The following is a 24,932-nucleotide window of genomic DNA, read 5'->3' as shown; positions in this document are numbered from 1 at the left end:
TCGAGCCCGGATGCGGCAGCGCATCATGCCCACCCGTCCCGGCCGACGCGAGGCAAATCGCCGCTGGTGCGCCATGGCGACGCATTCGGGTGCCGCGTAGCGAACCGAAAAATGGCCGTTGATAAAGCGCTCAAGACAAATAATTTCAAGGTACATAAGCATTCGGTAAATCATTAGCCGGAAACCGGAAGCACGATCAGCCTCACCCGCAATAACACTTCGAAAATATAATTGAGCGTGCCGGCGGCTATTCGGAACATATATCACCATTATCCTCAAGCTACGGGTATCACATCCGTATGTACGCTCGCCGACCGATGTCAATAAATACGAAATATCAGGAAATATACTTATGTTCGCTCCTGCATTCAAGAAGCCGATTTTTACGGTCGAAAAGGAGAATCCGGCCTGATGAAACGCTTCGACATCATCGACGGGATGCGGGGTTATTTCCTCGTCTTCATGCTCATCAACCATCTGGTGTTCGTCGGCGGCTATTGGCTTGTCGAGGTCAACCATCGACAATTTGCATTCGTGGAAGACGCGCAGGGATTCGTATTTCTTTCCGGGCTCCTCGTCGGGATGGTCTATGCGCGCAAGATGGTGAAGAACGGTTACTCGGATGGCCGCAACAAGATCTGGTCGCGGGCACTCGAACTCTACCGCTATGCGATGGGAGTTATCATCGCGATACTTCTCGCCCGGCTCGTTCTTCCCGATGGTTACGCGCTCTGGTGGAACTGGCTGGGCGACACGAGCCTTGCCGATCCGACGCGGCTGCTGGCGGTCGCCACCTTCGTGTTCCAGCCGACCTTCATGGACATCCTGCCGCAATACATCATCTACATGATCGTCTCCCCGATACTGATCTGGCTGTGCCTGAACGGGAAGTGGATGCATATCATGCTCGGCTCCGTGATCCTCTGGATGGCGGGGCAGCTCGGCCTTCATCGCATCCTCACCGAACCCTTGAACACGCTTGCGATGGGGCCTGACGAACAGGGCGTGCGCGTGAGCTTCAACCTGCTCGGCTGGCAGATCGTGTTCTTCTCCGCCCTCGTCGCGGGCGCATTGACGGCCGATCGCAGGATCGACTGGCACAAGATCTTCTCACCCGACAGGAACTTCGTTCCCCTGGCCGCGCTTGCCGTCTGCCTGTTTTTCTTGCCGCTGAGGATCCTGACCGCTCACGGCCTGATGCCTGATTTCATGATCGGCAAGTTCGCCGCCATGGAGGTGCGCGCCGATTTCGGTCCGGTCTACCTGATGAACTTCGCCGCCGCCGCCGTCGGCCTCGCCTGGCTGCTGATCGCCGGCCCGCGCCATCGCAGCCCAACCGTCCAAAAGCTGGCGGCTGCCGTTACCTGGGTGTTCTCGCTGCGGTTCCTGCAGCTTCTCGGCCGGCACTCCCTGCATGTTTATGTCTGGCATGTCGCGATCGTATACGCAGTCTACTACATCGACGGGCGGACGCCGGAATTCTCGCAGGCCACGAAGACGCTCGTCGCGATCGTTTCCATAGCGCTGCTTGCCCTGCCGGCGCTCTGGCGTGAGCGTGACCGCTACCTACCCGTGGCGGCATGGATGGCGCCGCCCGGAAGGTGAACCGCGGCGGGGCGGCACTCACGCAGCCTCGCCTTCATCCCCTCCCCGGTCTTCGAAAGCGCCATAGAGGTGGCGCTCCACTTCCGACGCGGCCTTGCGCAGGTGTTCCACATAGCCCGTCATCACGTCCTCGGTCAGCCGACTCGACGGGCCGAAAATCGAAAGTCCGCAGACCATCCTTCCCGAGCGTGAGAAAACCGGCACGGCGACGCCGTGGATGTCGGGCTCGCGCTCGCCGCGGTTGAACGAAACGCGCTCTTCGCGAATGCGCGCCAGTTGCGGCTCGAGTTGCGCCCTCGACACGGCGGTGGCCGGCGTCAGCTTTCGATATTCGACCTTGTCGAAAAAACGCTCCAACTGCGGCTTGGGCAGATGCGCGAGCCAGAGCTTGCCATGGGCCGTACCGTACGCCTCCAACCGGCTTCCTTTCCGCACGTCGACGAAGAGCGGCCTGTCCGAGGCCGCCTTGGCGATGCAAACGACCATCTCGCCATCGAATATGGTCGCCATAGAGCCTTCCTGAACTCGCTGCGTCAGTGCCTCCAGCACCGGCTGGACCACGCTGGCGAGATGGACATGATCCGAGGCGCGCGCACCGAGATCGGCGAGCGTGAAACCCAGCCGATAGCTGCCCTTCGACACCGCCACCAACGCACCGACCGATTCCAGCGTGCGCAGAAAACGATGCGCGGTAACCGCGTTCATCCGCAGCTTTTCCGCCAGCAGCGCCGCCGTGATCTCCTCCCGGCCTGGCTGGAAAAGCGCGAGGATCTGAAAAGCTCGCACGATCGAATTGTTTATCTGACTGACCATTTCCGGGACCTGAAGCGCGGAAAAACCGCCTCACTGTTCGCAATCGAGAGGCAGCTTGACAAGCTCCCGAGTTGCGGTCAAGTTTTTAGATATTACGATTTCAAATATAGTAATAAGGTGCCATGCTCCCTCCTGCAAATCCACACGAAGACAGCTCCTCGTCCCGAGACGGGAAAACGACCGATGTCACGATGACGGCGGGAGGCGCGCTTCTGGCGCGGCTGAAATCCGTGGGCGTGGATTACATTTTCGCGAATTCGGGCACCGACTTCCCTCCCATCATCGAAGGCCTGGCGGAGGCGTCGGCAAAAGACATCGAGTTGCCGAAGGCGATCGTGATTCCGCACGAATCGGCGGCAATGGGAATGGCGCACGGCTACTACCTGGCCACCGGCAAGGCGCAGGCCGTTATGGCGCACACGAATGTCGGGCTTGCCAATTGTGCGATGGGCGCGCTCAACGCGGCGGCCGAACAGGTTCCCGTGCTGCTCTTTTCCGGCCGGACCCCTACCACGGAAGAGGGGCGTCTCGGTTCCAGAACCGTCCCGATCGGCTGGGGGCAGGAGATGCGCGACCAGCATTCGCTGATCCGCGAGGCGTCGAAATGGGACTATGAGCTGCGCTTTCCCGAGCAGGTGCCCGAAATCGTCGACCGTGCTTATGCGATCGCCAATTCGACTCCGTCCGGCCCGGTCTATGTCAGCCTGCCGCGCGAGACGTTGTGCGAGAGCGTGAGCTATGCAGACCTCGCCGCACCGCTTTCCGTAAAGCCCGCCCGGGCAACCGTCTATCCGGACGCGCTCGCCCAGGCGGCAGAGTTGCTGGCGTCCGCCGAGCGACCGCTGATCATCGCGCAACGCGGTTGCGGCAGTGCCGAGGCGTTCGAGGCACTGGCGGAAATCGCTCGCGACTGGGCAATTCCGGTGGTCCAGTACTGGGCTGTCCAACTGGCGATGGCTTCGGACCACCCGATGTCGGCGGGAATGAACCCCTCCCCCTATATCGAGGAAGCCGACGTCATCCTCGTCATCGATTGCCTGGCACCATGGTCCCCGGCGGTGCACAAGCCGCGACGGGACTGCAAGGTGATACACCTCGGCGGCGATCCCCTCTACAGCCGCTTTCCAGTCCGCCATTTCCCCTCGCATTTGTCGCTCGTCACCGACGTGGCCGCCGGCCTGCTCGGCCTACGCAGCCTCCTTGCGCCGCTGCGAACCAATGCCTCGCCTTCGATCGAGGCACGCCGGCCGCTGATGGAGGAACGTGTCCGCCAGACGCGGGCGCGAACCCTCGAAGGGGCGGCCTCCGACGGCGGTCCGATAACGAAGGATCATGTCAGCCTGTGCCTCTCCGAAGCCATCCAGGGGCACGATGCGGTCGTCCTTTCGGAACTCGGGTGCCCGCTTGCCCCGCTGACGCTGAACCAACCCAATTCCTGGTACCAGGAGCCGCATTCGGGTGGGCTCGGATGGTCGTTTCCGGCGGCCCTCGGCATGTCGCTCGCCAACCGCGAACGCCTCGTAGTCGCGACGATGGGCGACGGCTCCTACCTGTTCTCGAACGCCCCGGCCTGCCACCAGATCGCCGAAGCGCTGGAATTGCCGATCCTGATCCTCATTCTCAACAACAGCGAATGGGGAGCGGTTCGCCACTCTGTGCTCGGCATCTATCCGGACGGCTATGCCGCGAAGGCAAATTCGATGCCGCTGACCTCGCTGTCGCCGACGCCCGACTTCGTCCGGATCGCCGAGGCCAGCCGCGCCTGGGCGGCGAGCGTCACGGACGCGGCGGATCTTCCCGCCGTGCTGCAGCGGGCCATCGACCATATCGAAACGAAGCGTACGCACGCGCTCGTCGAGATCCGCGTGAAGCCATGAAACCGGCACGAGAGCCGGAGGCTGCCACGCGCTGAAAACAGTGCGAGGAGGACGGTCATTTGTCACAGAAAGGGAGAGAGATGAAAATTCTAGCGAAGTCCGCGGTTTTGCTGATGTTGGGAACATGTGCCGCCTCGGCGCAGGACACCCCCGTCGAATTGCGGTTCTCGAGCTGGCTGCCCCCCGTGCACGGCGTGCACGAGGCATTCGAGGCATGGAGTAGCTCCATCAAGGAAAAGAGCGGTGGTTCGATCACCATGACGCTCTATCCCGCCGAGCAGCTCGGCCGCGCGAACGACCATTTCGACATGGCACGCGACGGCATCGCCGATCTCGTCTTCATCAATGTCGGCTATCAGGCCGGACGGTTCCCGATGGCGGAAGCCGTGCAGATTCCCTTCACCGTGGCAAATGGCGTCGGAGGCTCGAAGGCTTTCGATGGGTGGTATCGCGGCTACGCGGAACAGGAGATGTCCGATGTGAAGTTCTGCCTAGGCTTCGTTCACGAACCGGGCACGCTGCACTCGAAGACCGAGATCCGCACGCCCGACCAGATCAAGGGAATGAAGATTCGCTCGGCCAACTCATCCATGGCTAATTTCGTCGCGCGGCTGGGCGGAACGAACATCCGGGTCTCGGCACCCGAGAGCCGTTCGGCGCTGGAATCGGGTGTCGCGGATGCGGTGACCTTCCCCTGGGAATCGGCGATGATCTTCGGCCTCGACAAGGTCGTGAGCTATTCGATGGACGCTCCGCTCTATGTTTCCGGCTTCGCCTGGCTGATGAACAAGGACACCTACGGGCGCATGTCGGATACGCAGAAGGCGGTCATGGACGAGCACTGTTCCAATGCCTGGGCGGGAGAGATCGCCGGCACCTGGAGCAAGCATGAGAAGGCGGGCCATGAGGAGCTGAAGTCCAAGGAAGGCCACTCCGTCTATCAATTGACGCCCGATGAAGTCGCCGCCTGGAAGGAAGCCGCGGCCACGCTCCAGCAGAACTGGGTCAGCACTGCCGGCGCCGACGCGCAGGCCGCGTTCGAAAGCTTCGAAAAAGCCCTCGAAGCCGAAGGCGCGGACGTCAATTAGCCGAGCGCACCGGCTCACGCGGGTCGACCGGATGAGCTGACCCGCGCGGAGCCGTCGCTCAACACTGGGGAGATATTTCCATGAACCGCATTCTCTCGGCGATCGAGGCGGTCGCGGGGCTGACGCTTGCCGCCGTCGCCGTGCTCATCTTTCTCACCGCCGTCCTGCGCTACGCCTTCTCGGTGAATCTTCCCGACGGTTTCGATTTCGCACGCTATCTCCAGGGCATCGCGATCCTCTGGGGCATGACGGTCGCCACCTATCGCGCCGGCCACATCTCCGTGGACGTCGTGTGGGAGGTTTCGCGACCAGCCGTCCGGCGCGCCATCGACATATTCGCCGCAGTCCTGACGGCGGGTTTCTTCTGCGTCTTCGCCTGGGCGCTCTTCAATCGCCTGCCTTCCGTCATTGCGTCGGGAGAGGTTACGGCGGATCTGCGCGTCGTCGTTTGGCCCTTCTTCCTCACTGCGATTTGCGGCGTGGCCGCCACCGCCTTCGTCTCACTCATCGTTCTCCTGCGTGCATTCCAGCCCACCGCCGAGGTCAATCATGGATAAGGAACTGGTCGCATTCGGCGGCTTCGTCGCGCTTTTCATCATGATGTTCCTGCGCGTGCCGGTGGGCATCGCGATGGCGATCGTCGGTGTCGGCGGGTTCGGGCTGCTGACAAGCTGGTCGGCGGCGTTTCGGCTGCTCTCCCAATCGCCCTTCTCGACGGTGACGGACTTCAACCTATCGGTCGTGCCGATGTTCATCCTGATGGGCGCCCTCGCCTCGGGTTCAGGCATGTCACGCGATATCTTCGAGGCAAGCCGCAAATGGCTCGGTCATTGGCGCGGTGGCCTGGGGCTGGCGACGATCGTCACCTGTGGCGGCTTTGCAGCCATCAATGGCTCGTCGGTCGCCACGGCCGCGACGATGACCCAGGTCGCGCTGCCGGAACTCAGGAAAGCCGGCTACGGCGACAAGCTCTCGACCGGAATGATCGCGGCGGGTGGAACGCTCGGCATCATGATCCCGCCCTCGGTGATCTTCGTCCTCTACGGCATCATCACCAACATAGACGTCACCCGGCTCTTCATCGCCGGAATATTGCCGGGGCTCCTCGGCATCTTGATGTACGCGATAACGCTTCGCATCCTCGTGCGGCTGAAGCCCGGCGAAGTACCGCAGTTCGAACCCGCACCGTGGAGCGAGCGGTTTGCCAGTCTCCGATCCATCTGGCCCGCCCTCTTGCTGTTCCTGTTCGTGATCGGCGGCCTCTATGGCGGTCTCTTCACCATCACCGAGGCCGCCGGCATGGGCGCCATGGGCGCGCTCATCATCGGCGTGCTTCAGGGACGCCTGGGGCCGAAGCAGATTCTGGAATGCTTCATCCTGTCGCTGCGGACCAGCGCGGCGATCTTCCTCATCGTCATCGGCGCGTTCCTGTTCGGCTATTTCCTGACGATCACCCAGACGACGCAGAACATGGTCGCCTTCCTGGTCGACCTCCCCGTGGGGCCATATGGCGTGCTCTTTCTCGTCGTCATCGTCTACATCATCCTCGGGGCGTTGATGGATGAGCTGGCAATCATCCTGGTCACCATTCCCGTCGTCTTTCCCGCCATGATGCAGCTCGGTTTCGACCCGGTCTGGTTCGGCGTCGTCATCGTCATGACCTGCACGCTCGGGATGATCACCCCGCCGATCGGCATGAACGTCTTCGTCATAAATTCGCTGGCGCGCGATGTATCGCTCGGCACGATCTATCGCGGCGTCGCGCCTTTCATCCTGTCGGACCTGATCAGGCTCTTCCTGATCTGCGCGTTCCCGATCATCGCGCTTCTGCTGCCAAACACGATGTAGGCCGCAGCACGATCAGCACGAGCGCCGGCAATCTGGGATTGCCTGCGCTGCAGCGAGAAGGCCGAATTGTGGCGCGGCTTCAAATCTTGTGACGCTGGCTGCGGAAAGTGATCCCGACGGCGGGACTATTCGCCCGCCGGTCCTTGCGCTTGTGCAATGCAGCATTCTACCCTTTTCGCGGGCGGGCCTATTTCACCCGAAAGGTCGTAGATTGGCTCGAATCGACGAACTTGAAGGTATCCGCGGTCTTCTGGCTGTGTGGGTGGTCTTCGTCCACCTGCTTCCTGCGGCAGGGATTGAAGCAGGCAATCTCGGCGTCTTCGAACCGCTCTTCGGAGAGCTGATACGCGTGCAGATTTTCTGCATCATGAGCGGCTTCGTCATATTCATCATGATGTCACGCAGGCGCGAGGCCTATCTTCCCTATCTTTCAAGACGCCTGCTGAGAATCTATCCGGTCTATATCTTCGCCTTCGCCCTTTCGGTGGCCATGTCCGGCATTGCCTTCGAGGCCCTGCAGGCCGCCCAATTTCCCGGTCCGAAGAACGACGGGCGGATTGCGATCTACGAAGAGAGCTTCGCCCAATGGCCGGCGCATGTGCTGAGCCATCTGAGCCTGACGCATGGCATCGTCCCGCACCAATGGCTCCCCTCGGGGGCCTATGCCTTTCTGGGCCAGGCATGGAACATCTCGACCGAGTTCCAATTCTACGTCATCGCGCCATTGCTGTTCTGGCTGCTTCACGACGTGAGGTTGGCATTGCGGATCATGGCAGTCGCGGGACTGGCGGTCGTCTGGTATCTCGCGGCGCGGTGGCCCAACGAGGCAGCGCTGAGCCATTTTGCAATCTACTTCCTGACCGGCATCGCCAGCTACTATGCCTGGCGCCGATCCTGGAAGGATCAGATGCTTCTCAACAAAGCAACGATCCTTGCCGCCGCACTCGCCGTCGGCGCGCTCAGCATCGCGATAGGCATGTGGATATTCATCTTTGGCTCCGCGCTCTATGTGCGGGACCGTGCTGGGCAGGAAGGCGTCATCACGCGCGGCTTCAAGACGAAGCCGATGCTCTTCCTCGGAAGCATCTCCTATTCGCTCTACCTGCTGCACATGATTCCGCTCTACGGAACCATGTACCTGCTCAATGGGCTCGACCTGCCACGGTCGACCTATGCACTACTGCTCGGCTTCGGCACGTTCGGGCTCGCAATTCCGCTGTCGATGCTGGCCACGCGCTATGTCGAGGGCGCTTTCTACCAGTCGCGACGGCGACAGCACGCGCCGGTTGAGAAGAGGCCGGATTATGCATGGCGGAACAGATGAACGAATTCGGGGCCGCAACCTTTCGAAGGTTGCGGCCCCGCTTTCCGGTTCAGGCCGGCTCTCGGCCGCTCATTCCGCCGGTGCCGGCACCGTGTCCTCGCGCCGGACGACCGTTTCCGTCTTGCCCCGACCGAACAGCTTCATCACGAAGACGAAGAAAACCGGGACGAAGAAAATCGCGAGCACGGTGGCCGAGATCATGCCGCCGAGAACGCCGGTGCCGATGGCGTTCTGGCTGGCCGCGCTGGCTCCGCTGGCGATCGCCAGCGGAACGACACCGAGGGTGAAAGCCAGCGACGTCATCAGGATCGGCCGGAAGCGAAGCTGGGCCGCCTCGATCGTGGCGTCCAGCAACGGTTTGCCTTGTGCCCGCAAATCCTTCGCGAACTCGATGATCAGGATCGCGTTCTTCGCCGAAAGGCCGATGATGGTGATCAGTCCGACCTTGAAGTAGACGTCGTTCGGCATTCCCACCCACATCACCGCGACGACCGAGCCGATCACGCCGAGCGGAACGACAAGCATCACGGAAATCGGGATCGACCAGCTTTCATAGAGCGCAGCCAGGAGCAGGAACACGAACAGGATCGTCAGGCCGACGAGGAACGGCGCCTGAGAGCCGGATTGGATTTCCTGCAGCGACTGGCCGGTCCACTCGTAGCCGAAGCCCTGGGGCAGTTCCGATGCGAGCCGCTCCATCTCCTGGATCGCGGCGCCGGAGGAGAAGCCCGGAGCAGCCATGCCGGCGATGCGGATGGCAGGATAGCCATTGTAGCCGACCACCTGGGCGGGACCCATGCGCCAGTCGATCCTGGCGAAGGACGATAGTGGAACCATCCCGCCCTCGGCGTTGCGCACGTTGAGGCTAAGCAGGTCCTCGGTCTTCATCCTGCGCTCGGCTTCGGCCTGCACCGTCACGCGCTGCATGCGACCCGAGTTCGGGAAGTCGTTCACATAGGCCGAGCCGAGATTGGCCGAGATGGTCGAGTTGATATCGGCAAAGGTTACGCCGAACGTGTTGGCCTTCTCGCGGTCGACGATGAGGTTGACCTGCGCCGCATCCGGCATGCCCTCCACGCGGAGGCCCGCCAGGACAGGGTTTTCGGAGGCGGCGGTCATCAACTGCTGTCCGGCGGCGGCGAGAGCTTCCTGGCCGAGACCGGCACGATCCTGCAGGCGGAAGGTGAAACCACTGGAGGTGCCGAGACCCTGGATAGGCGGAGGCGACAGCGCGAAGGAAATCGCGTCCTTCAGCTGGAACAGTGCTCCGTTCGCTCGGCCGGCGATCGCGTCCGCCGAGTTCTGAGCGTCGCGCTCGCTCCAGTCCTTCAGCGTGATGAAGGCGAGACCCGCATTGTCGCCCGCTCCCGAGAAGCTGAAGCCCTTGATGAAGGCCGTCTGGTTCACGGCTTCCTCCTGCTCGAAGATGCCCGCGACCTGGCCGATGATCTGCTCGGTGCGATTGCTGCTCGCCTCGGGCGGTGCCTGTATGTCGACGATCAGGAAGCCCTGATCTTCGTTCGGAAGGAAGGAGGACGGAAGCTGGAGGAACGCCCAGCCGAGGCCGGCGAGCAGGGCCAGGTAAATGACCATGAACCGGCCGGCACGATGCACGATCCAGCCGACGCTCGACGTATAGCTACGGGTGGTCTTGTCGAAGCCACGATTGAACCAGCCGAAGAAACCCTTCCTTTCATGATGGCCCGCGGGGATCGGCTTCAGGAAGGTCGCGCAAAGCGCCGGTGTGAGCGACAGGGCGAGGAAGCCTGAGAACAGGATCGAAACCACCATCGTCAGGCTGAACTGCTGATAGATCACGCCGACCGCGCCGGGGAAGAAGGCCATCGGCACGAACACCGCCGTGAGCACGAGGGTGATGCCGACGATGGCGCCGGAAATCTGCGTCATCGCCTTGCGTGTCGCCTCCTTCGGGGGAAGTCCCTCCTCGGCCATGATGCGCTCCACGTTCTCGACCACGACGATGGCGTCGTCGACGAGAATGCCGATGGCGAGCACCATTGCGAACATGGTCAAGACGTTGATCGAGAAGCCGGTCGCCAGCATCACGGCGGTGGTGCCGAGAAGCGCGACGGGCACCACCAGCGTGGGAATGACCGTGTAACGGAACTTCTGCAGGAAAAGGAACATCACCGCGAAGACGAGCAGGATCGCCTCGAGGAGCGTGTGAAGCACCTTCTCGATCGAAACGGCGACGAAGGGCGACGTGTCGTAGGGGATCACATATTCAAACCCTTCGGGAAAGAATTGCGCCAGTTCCTCCATCTTCGCGCGCACGGCTGTCGAGGTCGCCATTGCATTGCCCGCAGGAGAAAGCTGGATGCCTATGCCCGCGCCGGGCTTGCCGTTGATCATCGTGGAGAAATTATAGCTCTCCGCGCCCACCTCGATGCGGGCGACGTCGGAGAGACGCACAGTCGAACCATCGGGATTGGCACGCAGGATGATCGATCCGAATTCCTCCGGCGTCGACAATTGTCCACGCACGAGCACCGTCGCGGAAATCTGCTGCGTCAATGGATTCGGCTCGGCGCCAATGCGGCCGGCAGCCACCTGCGCGTTCTGCGAACCGATGGCATTGGTGATATCGGCGGTGGAAAGGTTGAGCCCCACCATCTTGTCGGGGTCGATCCAGATGCGCATGGCCCGCTGGGAGGCGAACACCTGCGCACGGCCGACGCCGTCGATGCGGCGAAGCTCTCCGGCGACGTTACGGTTGAGGTAGTCGCCGAGGCCGACCGGATCGACCGAACCGTCCTCCGACACGAGCCCCACGAACATGAGAAAGCTGCTGCCGGCCTCCTCGATCTGCAGGCCCTGCTGGGCAACCACTTGCGGCAGGCGCGCTTCGACGCGGCGGACGGCGTTCTGCACGTCGACCGAGGCCTCCGCGGGATCGGTGCCCGGCTGGAACGTCGCGGTGATCTGCACCATCCCAGACGAATCGGAGGTGGATTCGAAATAGATCAGCCCGTTGACGCTGTTCAGCTCCTCCTCGATTGGACGCGTCACGCTCTGGTAGATGTCCTCAGGCGCAGCGCCTGGATAGGTCGTGGAAACCGTGATCTGCGGAGGAGCCACGTTCGGGTACTGCGCAACGGGCAACATGGGGATGGCCAGGGCACCGGCCAGCATGATGAAGATGGCGACGACCCATGCGAAGATGGGTCGTCCGATGAAGAATTGAGCCATTGGAAATTCTCAGCCTGCTGAAGCCTTGGTGTCTGAATCGGAGGCGGTGTCGCCGTCGTTCCCCTGCCCCCAGATTTCGGCCGCCACCGGCATGCCGGAACGGATCTTCTGGAAGCCCTCGACGACGACGCGCTCGCCGGCCTTCAAGCCTTCCTCGATGACGATGCGCTCGCCGACCGCCCGGCCGACGCTGACCGTGCGGAGCTCGGTCGTGCTCTCGCCGTTGATCACGAATATCTGCGACCGACCGTCAGCGGCGCGCTGTATCGCCTGCTGCGGAACCGCGACCGCGGCGCGTTCGATGCCCTGCTCGATCAGGACGCGCATGTACATGCCGGGCAGAAGATCACCCGTCGGATTGGGGATTTCGGCGCGCATCGTTACCTGGCCCGTGGTCTGATCGACGGCGGATTCGGAAAAGAGCAGACGGCCGTGCTGCGCATATTCGCTGCCGTCGTCCATCTTGATCCGCACGCTTGCCTCGTCCGGGCCCGGGCTGTCGAGAAGCCCCTTCGCCAGAGCCTGACGCAAACGCATCAGCTCGGTGGACGACTGCGTGAAGTCGACATAGACCGGGTCGATCTGCTGGATGGTCGCAAGGCTTTCCGTGCTGCCCACCAAGGCGCCCTCGGTGATGAGCGCCCGCCCGATGCGGCCGCTGATCGGTGCCTTGACCTCGGTGTATTCGAGATTGAGCTGCGCCGAAGCAAGGCCCGCCTGAGCGACCGCGACGTCCGCGTCGGCCTGGGCGAGCGCCGCCACGGCGTCATCCTGCTGCTGCACGGAGGAGATGTTGCGGGCGCGGAGCTCCTTCTGCCGGTCCGCCTGCTGGCGGGCCTGCACCTGAGCGGCCTGAGCGCGCTGCAACGTCGCCTTGGCGCTGTCCACCTGCACCCGGAACACCGAGGGATCGATGCGATAGAGCACGTCGCCCTGGTTGACGATGCTGCCCTGCTCGAAAACGCGCTCGACAACGATGCCCGAGACACGCGGACGGACCTCGGCGATGCGGGTCGGCGCGATGCGCCCCGGAAGCTCGTTGGTGATCGGAAGCTTTTCGGCCGCGACCTCGACGATGCTCACCACCGGCGGCGGCATCTGCGGCGCGGCGGAGGCTGCGGACTGATCGGATTCACCACACGCCGAAACGAGCGACACGAGAGCCAGAACGGCGACGGTTTTAAGAGCGATATGTTTCATGGCGGACATCCAAAAGGTAAATTTGGGGGACAAAGTCTCGATCGCCGGCAGTGGCCGTCGGCAGAAAATGCGCTGTCGGCGTCGTTGATTTTAAGTGTCGGGGCCTTCGCGCGACGGAGGCTTCAACGGCATTTTGGCAAGCATCTCGATCTCCCGCAGGATCTCGTTGCGCTCATTCTCGGGCCACGAATGAACGCCGATGAACTCGAGCAGCTTCAGCCCCTCCACCGCGAGAAAAGCCAGGAGAGCGCTGCGCGGATTTTCGGAAGTCTCGAGGATGGTCTCAATGTCCTGACGGCAAAGCTCCTGGAATCCGCTCGTCAGTTCGGTGTCCTGCGACAGGGCGGAGCAGAGATTGACTCCGACGGATCTCGTCTCGTCGGAAATGACGCTAGCCGCCGCCTTGATATGCCCGAGAATACAAGCATTCTGCACGCAGCCGAGAGCTTCGATGATCAATTTGAGCCTGTCGCGCTCAGCCGAAGCGCGCCGCTCGATCACCGCTTTGATCAGGGCCTGCTTGGTCTTGTAATCGTAGATTACGCTCGCCTTGCTGATGCCGGCCTCGAGCGCCACGGCATCGAGCGTGAGCTTCGCGGCGCCGTCGCGAAGCACGACGGCTTCGGCGGCGTCAAGAATCTCGTCCTGATTTATCACCCGCGGGCGGGACATTTTTGCTCACGCTAATTAATTTCCGAACAGTTGGTTATTAATTTTGCAGCGCAGCAAAGTCAATGCTAAATACCGTCCGAAAGCGGATGACAAGTTCGTGAACTGTCACCTCCTGCCACGCCCTGTCAGCAGCGGGTCGCTCGCATAGGGGGAGCTGGCTCGGGCTAGACGATGCCACCACCGCCGGCGGAAACGGCAGGCCGCTCGCCGGCCATCCTGGCACGATAGCCACTGGCGCGATAAGCCGCCACGGGATCCACCGCACCACCTGCCATCATGCGCGCCATGGCCAGGATTGGCTCGACATCGGTACGAAACGCGGCTTTCAACGTCTGCGTCGCCATCAACGCATCGTTCGTTGCCTGAAAGCCCTCCAGCGCACCACGATCCACCAGGAGAGCCTGCGCATAGGCGCGCTGCACCTCCATCGCCGAGACCATCAGGCTCTCGATCGGATCGGTGACGTTATGGCTCTGGTCCAGCATATGCGCCGGCGAGAACCCTTTCGCCCCGTCGAGCCCGGCATCGACCAGTTCGTTGAAGACGAGGAACAGGCGATAGGGATCGATCGCGCCCGCGTCGAGATCGTCATCGCCATATTTGGAATCGTTGAAATGGAAACCGCCCAGCTTGCCGAACTGGATCAGCCGCGCGACGATCATCTCGATGTTCACATTGGGCGCGTGGTGGCCCAGATCGACGAGGCAAAATGCCTTCTGGCCCAACTCCTGCGCGATCAGATAATTGGTGCCCCAATCCTGCACGACGGTGGAATAGAAGGCCGGCTCGTACATCTTGTGCTCGGTAAAGAGCCGCCAGTCCGTCGGCAGCGCCGCATAGACATCCTTCATCGCCGATAGATAACGTTCGAACGCCCTGGTGAAATTTGACTGTCCGGGGAAGTTCGAGCCGTCGCCGATCCACACCGTCAGTGCCTTCGACCCGATCGCCTTGCCGATCTCGATGCATTCGAGATTGTGCTCGACCGCCTGGCGGCGCGTCGCCGGATCGGTGTGCGAGAGCGAGCCGAACTTGTAGGAAAGCGGCTGGCCGGGTGCGTCCGAGAATGTGTTGGAGTTCATGGCGTCGAAACCCAGCCCGAAGCGATACGCCGTCTCCTTCAGTCTGGCGGGGTCGGCCTTGTCCCACGGAATGTGCAACGAAACCGACGGCGTCGCCCGCGTCAGCTCGTTGATGACGGCGCAGTCCTGCAACTTGTCGAAGATATCGCGCGGCTCGCCCACACCGGGAAAGCGCGCGAAGCGTGTACCGCCCGTGCCGACACCCCAGGAGGGAACGGCAACGGTGAACGCGGCGACCTTCTGGAGAACGGCATCGATCGCGATACCGCGCCTGTAGAGCCGCTCGCCAAGCGCATCGTAGTCGCGGCGCAGGGACGCTTTCTCCGCTGCGTTGTGACGCTCGACGAGATTCGATGCAATCACATGTTCGGCCAACTCATTTCCTCCCCGGTTTGCCACGACGTTTCTATCTACCGCGTGAACGCCTGAGCGTTGCCGGCGTCGACGTTGACGATGTTGCCGGTCGACTTCGCCGACATGTCGGAAGCGAAGAAATATATCGCCTCCGCGATATCTTCGGGAAATACCGAACGCTTCAGCATCGAGCGTTCGCGATAATGCGCCTCCAGATCGTCGACGGACATATTATAGGCGGCAGCGCGCTGCTCCTTCCACTCGCCGGCCCATATCCTGGAGCCGCGCAGCACGGCGTCGGGATTAACGACGTTGACGCGGATCTGCTCGCCGGCGCCTTCGAGCGCCAGGCAGCGGGCGAGATGGATCTCCGCCGCCTTCGCCGTACAGTAGGCCGATGCGTTCGGCGAGGCCGCAAGTCCGTTCTTCGAGGCCACGAAGACGACGTTGCCGCCGAGTTTCTGGTGGCGAAACAGCCTGAAGGCCTCGCGCGAGACCAGAAAATACCCGGTTGCGAGGATATCCATGTTGCGGTTCCACAACGCGAGCGTGGTTTCCTCGATCGGCGCCGAGGACGCAAGCCCGGCATTGGAAACGAGAATGTCCAGGCCGCCGAATTCGACGCAGGCTTCGGCGAAGCCGTTCGCAACGCGCTGCTCATCAGTCACGTCGAGCACCACCTGCCGGACGAAATCGCGACCGTGGTCCGAGGTCAGGGCAGCGTCGACGGCGCGCAGCGACTCCACGTCGATATCGGCCAGGACCACGCAGGCGCCTTCACGAAGCAGCTTTTCCGCCGTCGCCCGGCCGATGCCGCCGGCGCCGCCCGTGACCAACGCCACGCGGCCGGCCAACGGCTTTCGCTTGGGCATACGCTGGAGCTTGGCTTCCTCGAGCAGCCAGTATTCGATGTCGAACGCCTCCTGCTCAGGCAGGCCGACATAAGTCGAAACCGCAGAGGCGCCACGCATCACATTGATGGCGTTGACGTAGAACTCCGCGGAGATGCGTGCCGTCGCCTTGTCCCTGGCAAAAGTGATCATGCCGACGCCCGGCACCAGATAGACGACCGCGTTGGGATCGCGCATCGCCGGACTGTCGGCATGTCGGCAACGCTCATAATAGGCGACGTAGCTGTTGCGGTAGCGCTCGACGGCAGCGGGAAGACCCGCCAGCGTCTTCTCCGCATCCGGCCTGGTCGGATCGAAATCGACCACGAGTGGCCTTATCTTGGTGCGCAGAAAATGATCGGGACAGCTCGTGCCGAGCGAGGCGAGCGCCTCCATCTCCTTCGAGCAGACGAATTCCAGGACCGCGTCGGAATCGTCGAAATGGCCGACCTTGAGTTCCGAATCGGAAATCATGCCGCGGATCGACGGCATTAGCCGGGCGGCGATCGCATGGCGTTCCTCGGCCGCGAGCGGCGCATGCTTCTCCCCGCCGAGGGCCGGCTTGCCGCGGGTCTGTTCATCGAACCATTCGATCGCACGATTGATGGTACGGATCGTCGTCTCGTAGCACTCGCGCGCGGTATCCGCCCAAGTGAAAAGACCATGGCTTTCGAGCACCACGCCTTTCGCCTGCGGATTTTCCTTGCAAAACCTCGCCAGCCAAAGGCCGAGTTCGAAGCCCGGCCGCTTCCAAGGCAGCCAGCCGATCTCACCGCCGAAAATCTCGGCGGTGAGCGCCTTGCTGTCCTTCGAGGCGGCAATCGCGATGACCGCGTCGGGATGCATGTGGTCGACATGCTTGTGCGACACGAAGGCGTGCAGCGGCGTATCGATCGACGCGGCACGCGGATTGAGATCGAAGGTGCAGTGCGGCAGATAGCCGACCATCTCGTCTTCGTGCTCGAGGCCGCGATAGAGGCCCTTGAGCGCGGCAAGCTTGTCCATGTAGAGGGTAGCGAAGCCGTCGAGCCGGATGGTGCCGACGTCGCCGCCGGAGCCCTTCACCCACAGCACTTCTGTCGCCTCGCCGGTGAGCGGATCCTTCTCCATGACCTTGGCCGAGGTATTGCCGCCGCCATAATTGGTGATCCGCTTGTCCGAACCCAGCAGGTTGGAGCGATAGAGCAGGCGCTCGGGCTCGCTCATCGATGTTGCCTTCGCATCGTCCCAAAGATTGGCGAGACGCGAGGCGGCACTGGTTTCGAGCATGATTGGACCTCCCGGTGCGCGAAAATGCGACGCGTGACCTTGTCGAATCTCCACGGAGAACGAACGGATGTCAATCAAAAACGATCATCATCAATCATATTGCGCCGCACAACGAAAAATTATGATCGAAAATGATTGACACTGCGCTTTTGCGATGACGTAATGACAGCCAGGGAGAAGTCATGCACGAAAAAGAACGTCACCGGATCATTCTGTCGGCCGTACAGGAAAAGCCTGTCGCCACCGTGCAGGAATTGGTCGAACTCACCTCTTCGTCCGAGGCGACGATCAGGCGTGACATCGCGGCACTCCACGTGCAGAAGCGGCTGCGGCGCGTGCGCGGCGGCGCCGAGGCGATCACCCCGCCGCAATTCGTCGGCCTTGCCGGCCGCCCCTTCTCCGTCAACGAGACCATGCACGCCGCGCAGAAGCGCGCGATAGCGCGCGCGGCGGTCGCGCTTTGCGCCGATGGCGAGCCGATCATCATCAACGGCGGTACAACCACCTTCCAGATGGTGCACTTCCTGACCAACCGCAGGATGCCGATCTTCACCAATTCGTTTCCGATCGCCGAGCACCTGCTCAAGCATTCCAAGAATACGGTGATGCTGTCCGGCGGCACGATCTACCGCGAGCAGAACATCATCCTCTCGCCGTTCGAGAACGACGTGACGCGCAATTTCTACGCACGACGCATGTTCATGGGTGCGCAAGGGCTCGGCCCTCTCGGCCTGATGGAGGGAGATCCCCTGTTGATCCAGGCCGAGCAGAAGCTGATCGACCAGGCTGACGAACTGATCGTTCTCGCCGACTCGTCGAAATTCCGGCAGCGCTCGAGCCTGATCCTGTGTGGGCTGTCGCGCATTGCGACCGTCATCACCGACGAGGACATTGAGGACCGCGAGGCCAAGATGCTGGAAACGGCGGGGATCAACTTGATCGTCGTCGATGCCGTCCAGTCGAAACCGGAGGAATCTTCGCTGCCGGCGTGAGGAAGGCGGCGCTGATCATTGATGCATTCACGGGAGGAAATTCGATGTCTGTACTGAAGAAACTGTTCGCGGCAGCGGCGATCACGGCCGCGATCTTCGCCGCACCCGCATATGCCCAGGACAACGTAAAGATCGCGCTCGTCGTCAAATCGCTCGGAAACGGCTTTTTCGACGCAGCGAACAAGGGCGCACAGGAGGCAGCGTCTGAAATCGGCGGGGTGGAGGTAATCTACACCGGTCCGACCTCGGCGACGGCCGAGGGCCAGATCGAGATCGTCAATTCGCTGATCGCCCAGCAGGTCGATGCGATCGCCATCTCCGCCAACGATCCTGACGCGCTCGTGCCCGCGCTGAAGCGCGCGATGGACCGTGGCATCACCGTGATCTCCTGGGATTCCGGCGTTGCGCCGGAAGGCCGCCAGCTCCATCTGAACCCGTCCGACACCGACCTCATCGGCGAGACGATCATCAAGCTCGCCGCCGACCGTCTGCCGGACGGCGGCGATGTGGCGATCCTGTCGGCTTCCTCGACGGCGACCAACCAGAACGCCTGGATCGAGGCAGCCAAGAAGGCGTTGCCGGAGAAGTTCCCCAAGATCAATCTCGTCACGGTCGTCTATGGCGATGACGATTCGGTGAAAAGCACCAACGAGGCGCGCGGCCTGATCGCCTCCCATCCGGATCTCGACGCGATCATCGCGCCGACGACGGTGGGCGTCGTCGCCGCGGCGCAGGTGGTCACCGATCAGAACCTCATCGGCAAGATCAACGTCACCGGTCTCGCTTTGCCGTCGGAGTTCAAGCAGTTCATCGACAACGGCGCCTCGCAGGCAGTCGCGCTGTGGAACCCGATCGACCTCGGCTATTCGGCGGTCTACCTGTCGCATGCGCTTGCAACGGAAAAAGCCAAGGCCGAACCGGGCGCGAAGCTCTCGATCGGACGTGTCGGCGAGGTGACGCTGGACGACACCAATGCCGCCGCGATGGCTGCTCCCTTCCAGTTCGACAAGTCGAACATCGAAGAGTTCTCCAAGATCTACTGACCCTGGTTGCCGGCGGCCGCCCACCCTGCCGCCGGCTTATCTGCCCGGCAATCGCAGAGCCGAAAATGATGCACACCACCATCCGAAGAGAGCAATTGCCAGAAGAGACCAGGCAGGCTTCGCCTCGCTTTTCCTTGTCGGGCATCAGCAAGAGCTTTCCCGGCGTACGCGCGCTCAACAAGGTGGCGCTTTCCCTCTATCCCGGGCAAGTCACCGCCTTGATCGGCGAAAACGGCGCCGGCAAGTCGACTCTGGTCAAGATCATGACCGGCATCTATCAGCCGGACGAGGGCGAGATCGCGATCGACGGCGAGGGCGTGAGCCTGCCGGCCGCGCATTCCGCCTTCGTGCACGGCATCAGCGCGATCCATCAGGAAACGGTGCTGTTCGACGATTTGAGCGTGGCGGAAAACATATTTCTCGGCCACGCGCCGCGCACCCGTTTCGGCCTCATCGACTGGTCACGGATGCGGCGCGATGCCCGCGAGGTGCTCGAAGCAATGGGCGCATCACATATCGATCCCGATACGCGCCTGCGCGAGCTCGGCATCGCCAACAAGCATCTCGTGGCCGTCGGACGCGCCATGTCGATCGATGCGCGTATCGTCATCATGGACGAACCGACGGCTGCCCTTTCCGCCAAGGAGATCGAGGAGCTCTTCCTGCTGATCGAATTCCTGAAGAGCCAAGACAAGGCAATCCTGTTCATCAGCCACAAATTCGATGAGATCTACCGCATCGCCGACCGCTATACCGTCTTCCGCGACGGCGAGATGGTCGGCGAAGGCATGCTCGCAGGCACCAGCCAAAACGAGATCGTCAAGATGATGGTCGGCCGCGCCGTCGACCACATCTTCCCCGAGCGGCACCCGACGATCGGCGCGCCCCTGCTCTCCGTTTCCACCCTGTCGCATCCGACCGAGTTCGACGACATCTCCTTCGAACTGCGCAAGGGCGAGATCCTGGGCTTCTACGGTCTGGTCGGTGCCGGACGCAGCGAACTGATGCAGGCAATCGCCGGCATGACACGCACCAGCAAAGGCACCATTTCGCTCGACGGCAAGGCGATCGCTTCGAGATCGGCCGCCGACACGGTGGCAGCCGGCATCGCCTATGTGCCGGAAGAACGCGGCCGGCAGGGCGTCGTCATCGGCCTGCCGATCTTCCAGAACGTTTCGCTGCCCTCACTCAAACGGACCTCGGAATTCGGCGTGCTGAAGCTTGCAAGCGAGTTCCAGCTCGCACGCCGCTACACCGAACGGCTCGACCTGCGCGCCTCCTCGCTCAGCCAGGACGTCGGCACGCTTTCGGGCGGCAATCAGCAGAAGGTCGTGATCGCGAAATGGCTGGCGACCAGGCCGAAGGTGATCATTCTCGACGAGCCGACCAAGGGCATAGACATCGGCTCCAAGGCCGCCGTGCACGGCTTCATGGCGGAACTCGTGGCCGAAGGGCTCTCCGTGATCATGGTTTCGTCGGAACTGCCGGAAATCCTCGGCATGTCGGACCGCGTGGTCGTCATGCGCGAGGGACGGATCGTTTCCATCCGGGAGAACAAGGGGCTCGACGCCGAGACGCTCGTGCGGCTGGCGGCTGGGATTGCGGCATGAGACCGATGAACGGCGCGTTTCATTACCTCCATACCCGGCCGCTGCGGCGGCCAGCCCTCCCCGGCGGGCAGAGAAATTCCGGCTGCGGTGTCGGCTCTCACCTCTTCCGTGTGGAGAGGTGGCAAGCGCGGCAAGCCGGTAAGGGGGAACAATGAATTCGCTGCCGAACAGAATCCTGAAGCACCGCGAGATCTGGCTCGCCGCCGCCATCGCGCTGCTTGTCGGATTGATCGCGATGCGCTTTCCCGCCTTCGCCCGCCTCGGCAATCTCCTGACCGTTTTCAACGATACCTCGATCCTGATCATACTGGCGCTCGGCCAGATGGTGGTGATCCTGACCCGCTCAATCGATCTTTCGATGGCGTCCAACCTCGCCTTCACCGGGATGTTGGTGGCAATGACCAATGCGGCATTTCCGGCGATCCCCGTTCCGGTGCTCATTCTCACGGCAATGTTCGTCGGCGCGGCGCTCGGCGCCTTCAACGGTATCCTGGTCTGGAAGCTGGGCATTCCGCCGATCGTCGTGACGCTCGGCACGCTGACCGTGTTCCGCGGCGCAACCTTCGTTCTCTCGGGCGGCGCATGGGTGAACGCCGACAGGATGAGTCCCGCCTTCATCGCGCTCCAGCGCAGCGCCTTTCTCGGGCTGCCGATTCTATCCTGGTTCGCGATCTGCGCGATCGCGCTCTTCTATGTAATCATGACGCGAACGCCCTTCGGTCGCTCCGTCTATGCCGTCGGCGTCAATCCGACCGCCTCCGTCTATGCCGGCATCGATGTCGGGCGAACCAAATTCCTCGCCTTCTGCATTTCAGGACTGGTCGCCGGCCTCTGCGGCTATCTTTGGGTCTCGCGCTACGTGATCGCCTCCACCGAGGTCGCCAACGGCTACGAGCTTTCGATCATCGCCGCCTGCGTCATCGGCGGCGTTTCGATCGCCGGAGGCCTGGGCAGCGTCGCCGGCGCGGTGCTGGGCGCGCTCTTTCTCGGCATCATCGGCAGCGCGCTTCCCGTCGTGAACGTCTCGCCTTTCTGGCAGATGGCGATTTCGGGCGGCGCGATCATATTGGCCGTCGTCCTCAACGCGCGCGGCGAGCGGCGGCAAGGCCGCATCATCCTGAAGAAAGCGGCGGCCGCATGAGCACCACGGAACTTGCGCACAATCGCCATATCCCCGATCGGCTGGACAATCCCCTGCGCTCGGCGCTCTTCAGTTGGGAAACGCTGCTGATATTGGTGGCGGTCGCGATCTTCGCTCTCAACAGCCTCGCCTCGCCCTATTTCCTAAATGCCTGGTCGCTCTCGGATCTGACCTTCAATTTCGTCGAAAAAGGACTGATCGCGCTCGCCATGGCGCTCTTGATCATCGCCGGCGAGATCGATCTTTCGGTTGCCGCCATCATCGCGCTTTCCTCCACCATCATGGGCATGGCGGTGCAGGCGGGCGTCGACACGCCCGGGCTGGTGCTGATCGGGCTCGGCGTGGGCCTTGCCTGCGGCGCCTTCAACGGACTGCTGGTCACGAAACTAGGCCTCCCGTCGATCGTGGTGACCATCGGCACGATGAGCCTCTTCCGCGGGATCGCCTACATCATCCTGGGTGACCAGGCCTACCGCGGATATCCGGCAAGCTTCGCCTTCTTCGGGCAGGGTTATGTCTGGTGGGTGATCTCGTTCGAGATCGTGCTCTTCGTTATAATGGCGCTCCTGTTCTGGTTCCTGCTGCATCGCACCAGCTTCGGCCGGATGGTCTTCGCCATCGGCAACAATCCGGTCGCCGCCACCTTCTCCGGCGTGCGCGTGGAGCGCATCAAGTTCATCCTGTTCTGCCTGACCGGGCTGATGGCCGGCGTCGCCTCCGTGCTGCTTACCTCCCGGCTGGGCTCGACCCGGCCGTCAATCGCCCAAGGCTACGAGCTCGAAGTCATCACGATGGTCGTGCTTGGCGGCGTCTCGATCCTCGGCGGTTCCGGCTCAATCGCCGGCGTCGTCCTTGCGGCGATCATCATGGGGCTGGTCACCTTCGGGCTCGGCCTGCTCAATGTGCCGGGGATCGTCATGTCGATCTTCATCGGCCTGCTTCTCATCACGGTCATCGCGCTGCCGATCCTTTGGCGCAGGTTAAGGGAAAGGCAGGGCGCCTGATGCCGGAGAAATACGCGTTCAGGATGAAGCTCAATCCCGGCATGCGGGAGGAGTACAAGCGCCGCCACGACCAGATCTGGCCGGAACTCGTCGCCCTGCTCAGGCAAGCGGGGATTTCCGACTATTCAATCCATCTCGACGCCGAGACCGACACACTCTTCGGCGTGCTCTGGCGCACCGACGGCCACGGCATGGACGATTTGCCGAACGATCCGGTCATAAAGCGCTGGTGGGCGCACATGGCGGACATCATGGAAACCGGTGCCGACAACGAACCGGTCGCCATGCCGCTCGAAACCCTCTTCCACATGCGATGACGGCGGCAGGAATGCGCAAGGTCGCGGTCATCGATATCGGCAAGACGAACGCCAAGGTCGTGCTCGTCGATCTCGAAACGCTGACCGAGATCGACGCCCGCAGGATCGCCAATCGGCCGGTGAGCGAGGCCCCCTACCCGCATCACGACGTCGAACGGCTCTGGACCTTCATCCTCGACGGCCTCGCCTGCTTCGCGCGCGAGCATAAGGTCGATGCGATCTCCACGACCACGCACGGCGCGACCGCCGCACTGCTGTGCTCCGACGGCTCGCTGGCACTTCCCGTGCTCGACTACGAGCATGACGGGCCGGACCGGCTTCGCGGCGACTACGAGGCGCGCAGCGCGGACTTCGAGGAGACCGGATCGCCGCCGCTACCGCAGGGCCTCAATCTCGGCGCGCAGCTCTTCTGGCTGGAACGGTCTTTTCCGGAAGCGTTTTCCGAGACGTCCTCAATCCTCACCTATCCTCAATATTGGGGTCATCGCCTGACCGGCGTCGCGGCCAGCGAGGTCACCTCGCTCGGCTGCCATACGGATCTTTGGGCGCCGGCGCGCAGCGACTATTCCTCGCTGGTCGACCGCATGGGCTGGCGCGCCCGTTTCGCGCCGATCCGCCCGGCACGGTCGGCGCTCGGACCCATCCTGCCTCAGCTCGCCGCAACGACCGGGCTCGATCCCGAAACACCCGTATTTTGCGGCATTCACGATTCAAACGCTTCCCTGCTGCCGCATCTCCTGACGCGGCCGCAACCCTTTTCAGTCGTCTCGACCGGCACATGGGTTGTCTCCATGGCGATGGGTGGCGAGAACGTGCAGCTCGATTGCAAACGCGACACGCTGGTCAACGTCAGCGCGCTCGGGGCGCCGGTACCGTCCGCGCGTTTCATGGGCGGCCGGGAATATGAGATGCTCACCGCCGGTCTCGACGAAGAATGGAGCGAGCGCGATGTGGAGGCCGTGCTGGCACGCGGCGTCGCGATCCTGCCATCGGTGCTGAGGGGTTGCGGTCCGTTTCCGAGCATCGAAGCAAGCTGGACCGTCGAGACCGCCATGCCGGGAGAGCGCATCGTTGCCGCCTCCTTCTATCTGGCGATGATGACCGCGACTTGCCTCGAACTGATCGGAGCGCGCGGCGACATCGTCATCGAGGGGCCTTTAGCCTCCAATACGCTGTTCCTGCGCATGCTGAACGCCGCGACGAGACGGCCGGTCGTCGCGCAATCTTCGCAGGCCACGGGTGCGAGCATCGGAGCGGCCCTGCTGGCGACGGAACCGACAAAAAGCCTAGTACCCCTTGGGGAGCGCTCCACTGCCGCCCAAGCATCCTGGATCGAATATGCGGCCATTTGGAACGCCGCAACCCACGAACGCACACTGCATCCCCTTCGCAGCGCGTGACAGACACGGCGAAACCCGCTTGAGCTTTCGCCTTCCGCAGAGATTGGCGGCAACGGCTGCGCGTAAAATCCCTGCTTCCTTACCGAGGGGAGTGCCCGACGTCAGGGGCCCCGATTGCAGGCCTTCGCATTCTCCACCCCCTTAGCGTCGCCCCGCCTTTACATTTCTTTACATTTGCCCCGAACGCGTGAAA

The 24,932-nt window shown here is 62.5% G+C and carries 19 protein-coding genes; 13 read left to right on the top strand and 6 right to left on the bottom strand.

What is annotated here, in order from left to right; translation table 11 throughout:
- The first annotated feature begins 411 nt into the window (after positions 1-411).
- Positions 412-1,605: an OpgC domain-containing protein gene (opgC, locus tag XW59_RS16260; protein ID WP_047146611.1), complete on the top strand. Its 1,194-nt coding sequence runs from the start codon at positions 412-414 to the stop codon at positions 1,603-1,605.
- Between the two features lie 18 nt (positions 1,606-1,623).
- On the opposite strand, the gene XW59_RS16255 is transcribed toward opgC, so the two are convergent.
- Positions 1,624-2,418, bottom strand: coding sequence for an IclR family transcriptional regulator (locus tag XW59_RS16255; RefSeq protein WP_047146612.1), 795 nt, complete (start codon positions 2,416-2,418; stop codon positions 1,624-1,626).
- Between the two features lie 191 nt (positions 2,419-2,609).
- On the opposite strand from XW59_RS16255, the gene XW59_RS16250 reads away from it, so the two are divergent.
- The 5 genes from XW59_RS16250 (at position 2,610) to XW59_RS16230 (ending at position 8,555) form a co-directional block, all read left to right on the top strand.
- Positions 2,610-4,295, top strand: coding sequence for a thiamine pyrophosphate-requiring protein (locus tag XW59_RS16250; RefSeq protein ID WP_047146613.1), 1,686 nt, complete (start codon positions 2,610-2,612; stop codon positions 4,293-4,295).
- Between the two features lie 80 nt (positions 4,296-4,375).
- Positions 4,376-5,383: a TRAP transporter substrate-binding protein gene (locus tag XW59_RS16245; RefSeq protein WP_047146614.1), complete on the top strand. Its 1,008-nt coding sequence runs from the start codon at positions 4,376-4,378 to the stop codon at positions 5,381-5,383.
- An 80-nt stretch (positions 5,384-5,463) separates the two neighbouring features.
- Complete coding sequence (locus XW59_RS16240) at positions 5,464-5,940, top strand: TRAP transporter small permease (protein WP_047146615.1); 477 nt, start codon at positions 5,464-5,466, stop codon at positions 5,938-5,940.
- Positions 5,933-7,231: a TRAP transporter large permease gene (locus tag XW59_RS16235; protein ID WP_137327042.1), complete on the top strand. Its 1,299-nt coding sequence runs from the start codon at positions 5,933-5,935 to the stop codon at positions 7,229-7,231. The genes XW59_RS16240 and XW59_RS16235 overlap by 8 nt, the downstream gene beginning before the upstream one ends.
- 211 nt (positions 7,232-7,442) lie before the next feature.
- Positions 7,443-8,555: an acyltransferase gene (locus XW59_RS16230; RefSeq protein WP_047146617.1), complete on the top strand. Its 1,113-nt coding sequence runs from the start codon at positions 7,443-7,445 to the stop codon at positions 8,553-8,555.
- A gap of 69 nt (positions 8,556-8,624) precedes the next feature.
- Here the strand turns inward: XW59_RS16230 and XW59_RS16225 are convergent, their stop codons facing one another.
- From XW59_RS16225 to XW59_RS16205, 5 genes are all read right to left on the bottom strand, one after another.
- Positions 8,625-11,765: an efflux RND transporter permease subunit gene (locus XW59_RS16225; protein ID WP_047146618.1), complete on the bottom strand. Its 3,141-nt coding sequence runs from the start codon at positions 11,763-11,765 to the stop codon at positions 8,625-8,627.
- A 9-nt stretch (positions 11,766-11,774) separates the two neighbouring features.
- On the bottom strand, positions 11,775-12,965 hold the full coding sequence (locus tag XW59_RS16220) for an efflux RND transporter periplasmic adaptor subunit (protein ID WP_047146681.1): 1,191 nt from the start codon (positions 12,963-12,965) through the stop codon (positions 11,775-11,777).
- A gap of 90 nt (positions 12,966-13,055) precedes the next feature.
- Positions 13,056-13,637 carry a TetR/AcrR family transcriptional regulator gene (locus tag XW59_RS16215; protein WP_047146619.1) on the bottom strand — a complete coding sequence of 194 codons (582 nt, stop codon included), beginning with the start codon at positions 13,635-13,637 and terminating at the stop codon, positions 13,056-13,058.
- Positions 13,638-13,801: 164 nt separating this feature from the next.
- The gene (gene rhaI, locus XW59_RS16210) at positions 13,802-15,094 is read right to left on the bottom strand and encodes an L-rhamnose catabolism isomerase (RefSeq protein WP_047146620.1); all 1,293 of its coding nucleotides are present in this window, start codon (positions 15,092-15,094) and stop codon (positions 13,802-13,804) included.
- A 35-nt stretch (positions 15,095-15,129) separates the two neighbouring features.
- Positions 15,130-17,232: a bifunctional rhamnulose-1-phosphate aldolase/short-chain dehydrogenase gene (locus tag XW59_RS16205; protein ID WP_047146621.1), complete on the bottom strand. Its 2,103-nt coding sequence runs from the start codon at positions 17,230-17,232 to the stop codon at positions 15,130-15,132.
- 182 nt (positions 17,233-17,414) lie between these two features.
- Here XW59_RS16205 and XW59_RS16200 point away from each other — a divergent pair, with 182 nt between their 5' ends.
- The 7 genes from XW59_RS16200 (at position 17,415) to XW59_RS16170 (ending at position 24,739) form a co-directional block, all read left to right on the top strand.
- Positions 17,415-18,224, top strand: coding sequence for a DeoR/GlpR family DNA-binding transcription regulator (locus tag XW59_RS16200; protein WP_047146622.1), 810 nt, complete (start codon positions 17,415-17,417; stop codon positions 18,222-18,224).
- A gap of 44 nt (positions 18,225-18,268) precedes the next feature.
- Positions 18,269-19,267, top strand: a complete 999-nt coding sequence (gene rhaS / locus XW59_RS16195; protein ID WP_047146682.1) for a rhamnose ABC transporter substrate-binding protein — start codon at positions 18,269-18,271, stop codon at positions 19,265-19,267.
- A gap of 95 nt (positions 19,268-19,362) precedes the next feature.
- Entirely contained in the window at positions 19,363-20,877 is a 1,515-nt protein-coding gene (locus tag XW59_RS16190) for a sugar ABC transporter ATP-binding protein (RefSeq protein ID WP_246666115.1), read from the top strand.
- 151 nt (positions 20,878-21,028) lie between these two features.
- Entirely contained in the window at positions 21,029-22,018 is a 990-nt protein-coding gene (locus XW59_RS16185) for an ABC transporter permease (RefSeq protein ID WP_047146623.1), read from the top strand.
- Positions 22,015-23,022, top strand: coding sequence for an ABC transporter permease (locus XW59_RS16180; RefSeq protein WP_047146624.1), 1,008 nt, complete (start codon positions 22,015-22,017; stop codon positions 23,020-23,022). Before XW59_RS16185 ends, XW59_RS16180 begins: the two co-directional genes overlap by 4 nt.
- Complete coding sequence (gene rhaM / locus XW59_RS16175) at positions 23,022-23,339, top strand: L-rhamnose mutarotase (RefSeq protein WP_047146625.1); 318 nt, start codon at positions 23,022-23,024, stop codon at positions 23,337-23,339. The genes XW59_RS16180 and rhaM overlap by 1 nt, the downstream gene beginning before the upstream one ends.
- Before the next feature lie 11 nt (positions 23,340-23,350).
- Positions 23,351-24,739, top strand: a complete 1,389-nt coding sequence (locus XW59_RS16170; protein WP_047146626.1) for an FGGY-family carbohydrate kinase — start codon at positions 23,351-23,353, stop codon at positions 24,737-24,739.
- Positions 24,740-24,932: the final 193 nt, after the last annotated feature.

It is taken from the genome of Aquamicrobium sp. LC103, from assembly GCF_001014615.2.
In the GTDB taxonomy this organism is placed as follows: Bacteria; Pseudomonadota; Alphaproteobacteria; order Rhizobiales; family Rhizobiaceae; genus LBCQ02.
The sequence above is the reverse complement of the archived record's forward strand: the minus strand, read 5'-3'. Positions and strand labels throughout refer to the sequence as shown.

Excerpts from the sequence above, each read along its gene's own strand:
- rhaM (WP_047146625.1), top strand. The coding sequence starts at position 23,022 with ATGCCGGAGAAATACGCGTTCAGGATGAAGCTCAATCCCGGCATGCGG.
- XW59_RS16245 (WP_047146614.1), top strand. The coding sequence starts at position 4,376 with ATGAAAATTCTAGCGAAGTCCGCGGTTTTGCTGATGTTGGGAACATGT.
- XW59_RS16255 (WP_047146612.1), bottom strand. The coding sequence starts at position 2,418 with ATGGTCAGTCAGATAAACAATTCGATCGTGCGAGCTTTTCAGATCCTC.
- XW59_RS16185 (WP_047146623.1), top strand. The coding sequence starts at position 21,029 with ATGAATTCGCTGCCGAACAGAATCCTGAAGCACCGCGAGATCTGGCTC.
- opgC (WP_047146611.1), top strand. The coding sequence starts at position 412 with ATGAAACGCTTCGACATCATCGACGGGATGCGGGGTTATTTCCTCGTC.
- XW59_RS16170 (WP_047146626.1), top strand. The coding sequence starts at position 23,351 with ATGCGCAAGGTCGCGGTCATCGATATCGGCAAGACGAACGCCAAGGTC.
- XW59_RS16205 (WP_047146621.1), bottom strand. The coding sequence starts at position 17,232 with ATGCTCGAAACCAGTGCCGCCTCGCGTCTCGCCAATCTTTGGGACGAT.
- XW59_RS16180 (WP_047146624.1), top strand. The coding sequence starts at position 22,015 with ATGAGCACCACGGAACTTGCGCACAATCGCCATATCCCCGATCGGCTG.
- rhaS (WP_047146682.1), top strand. The coding sequence starts at position 18,269 with ATGTCTGTACTGAAGAAACTGTTCGCGGCAGCGGCGATCACGGCCGCG.
- XW59_RS16225 (WP_047146618.1), bottom strand. The coding sequence starts at position 11,765 with ATGGCTCAATTCTTCATCGGACGACCCATCTTCGCATGGGTCGTCGCC.
- XW59_RS16220 (WP_047146681.1), bottom strand. The coding sequence starts at position 12,965 with ATGAAACATATCGCTCTTAAAACCGTCGCCGTTCTGGCTCTCGTGTCG.
- XW59_RS16215 (WP_047146619.1), bottom strand. The coding sequence starts at position 13,637 with ATGTCCCGCCCGCGGGTGATAAATCAGGACGAGATTCTTGACGCCGCC.
- XW59_RS16200 (WP_047146622.1), top strand. The coding sequence starts at position 17,415 with ATGCACGAAAAAGAACGTCACCGGATCATTCTGTCGGCCGTACAGGAA.
- XW59_RS16250 (WP_047146613.1), top strand. The coding sequence starts at position 2,610 with ATGACGGCGGGAGGCGCGCTTCTGGCGCGGCTGAAATCCGTGGGCGTG.
- XW59_RS16240 (WP_047146615.1), top strand. The coding sequence starts at position 5,464 with ATGAACCGCATTCTCTCGGCGATCGAGGCGGTCGCGGGGCTGACGCTT.
- XW59_RS16235 (WP_137327042.1), top strand. The coding sequence starts at position 5,933 with ATGGATAAGGAACTGGTCGCATTCGGCGGCTTCGTCGCGCTTTTCATC.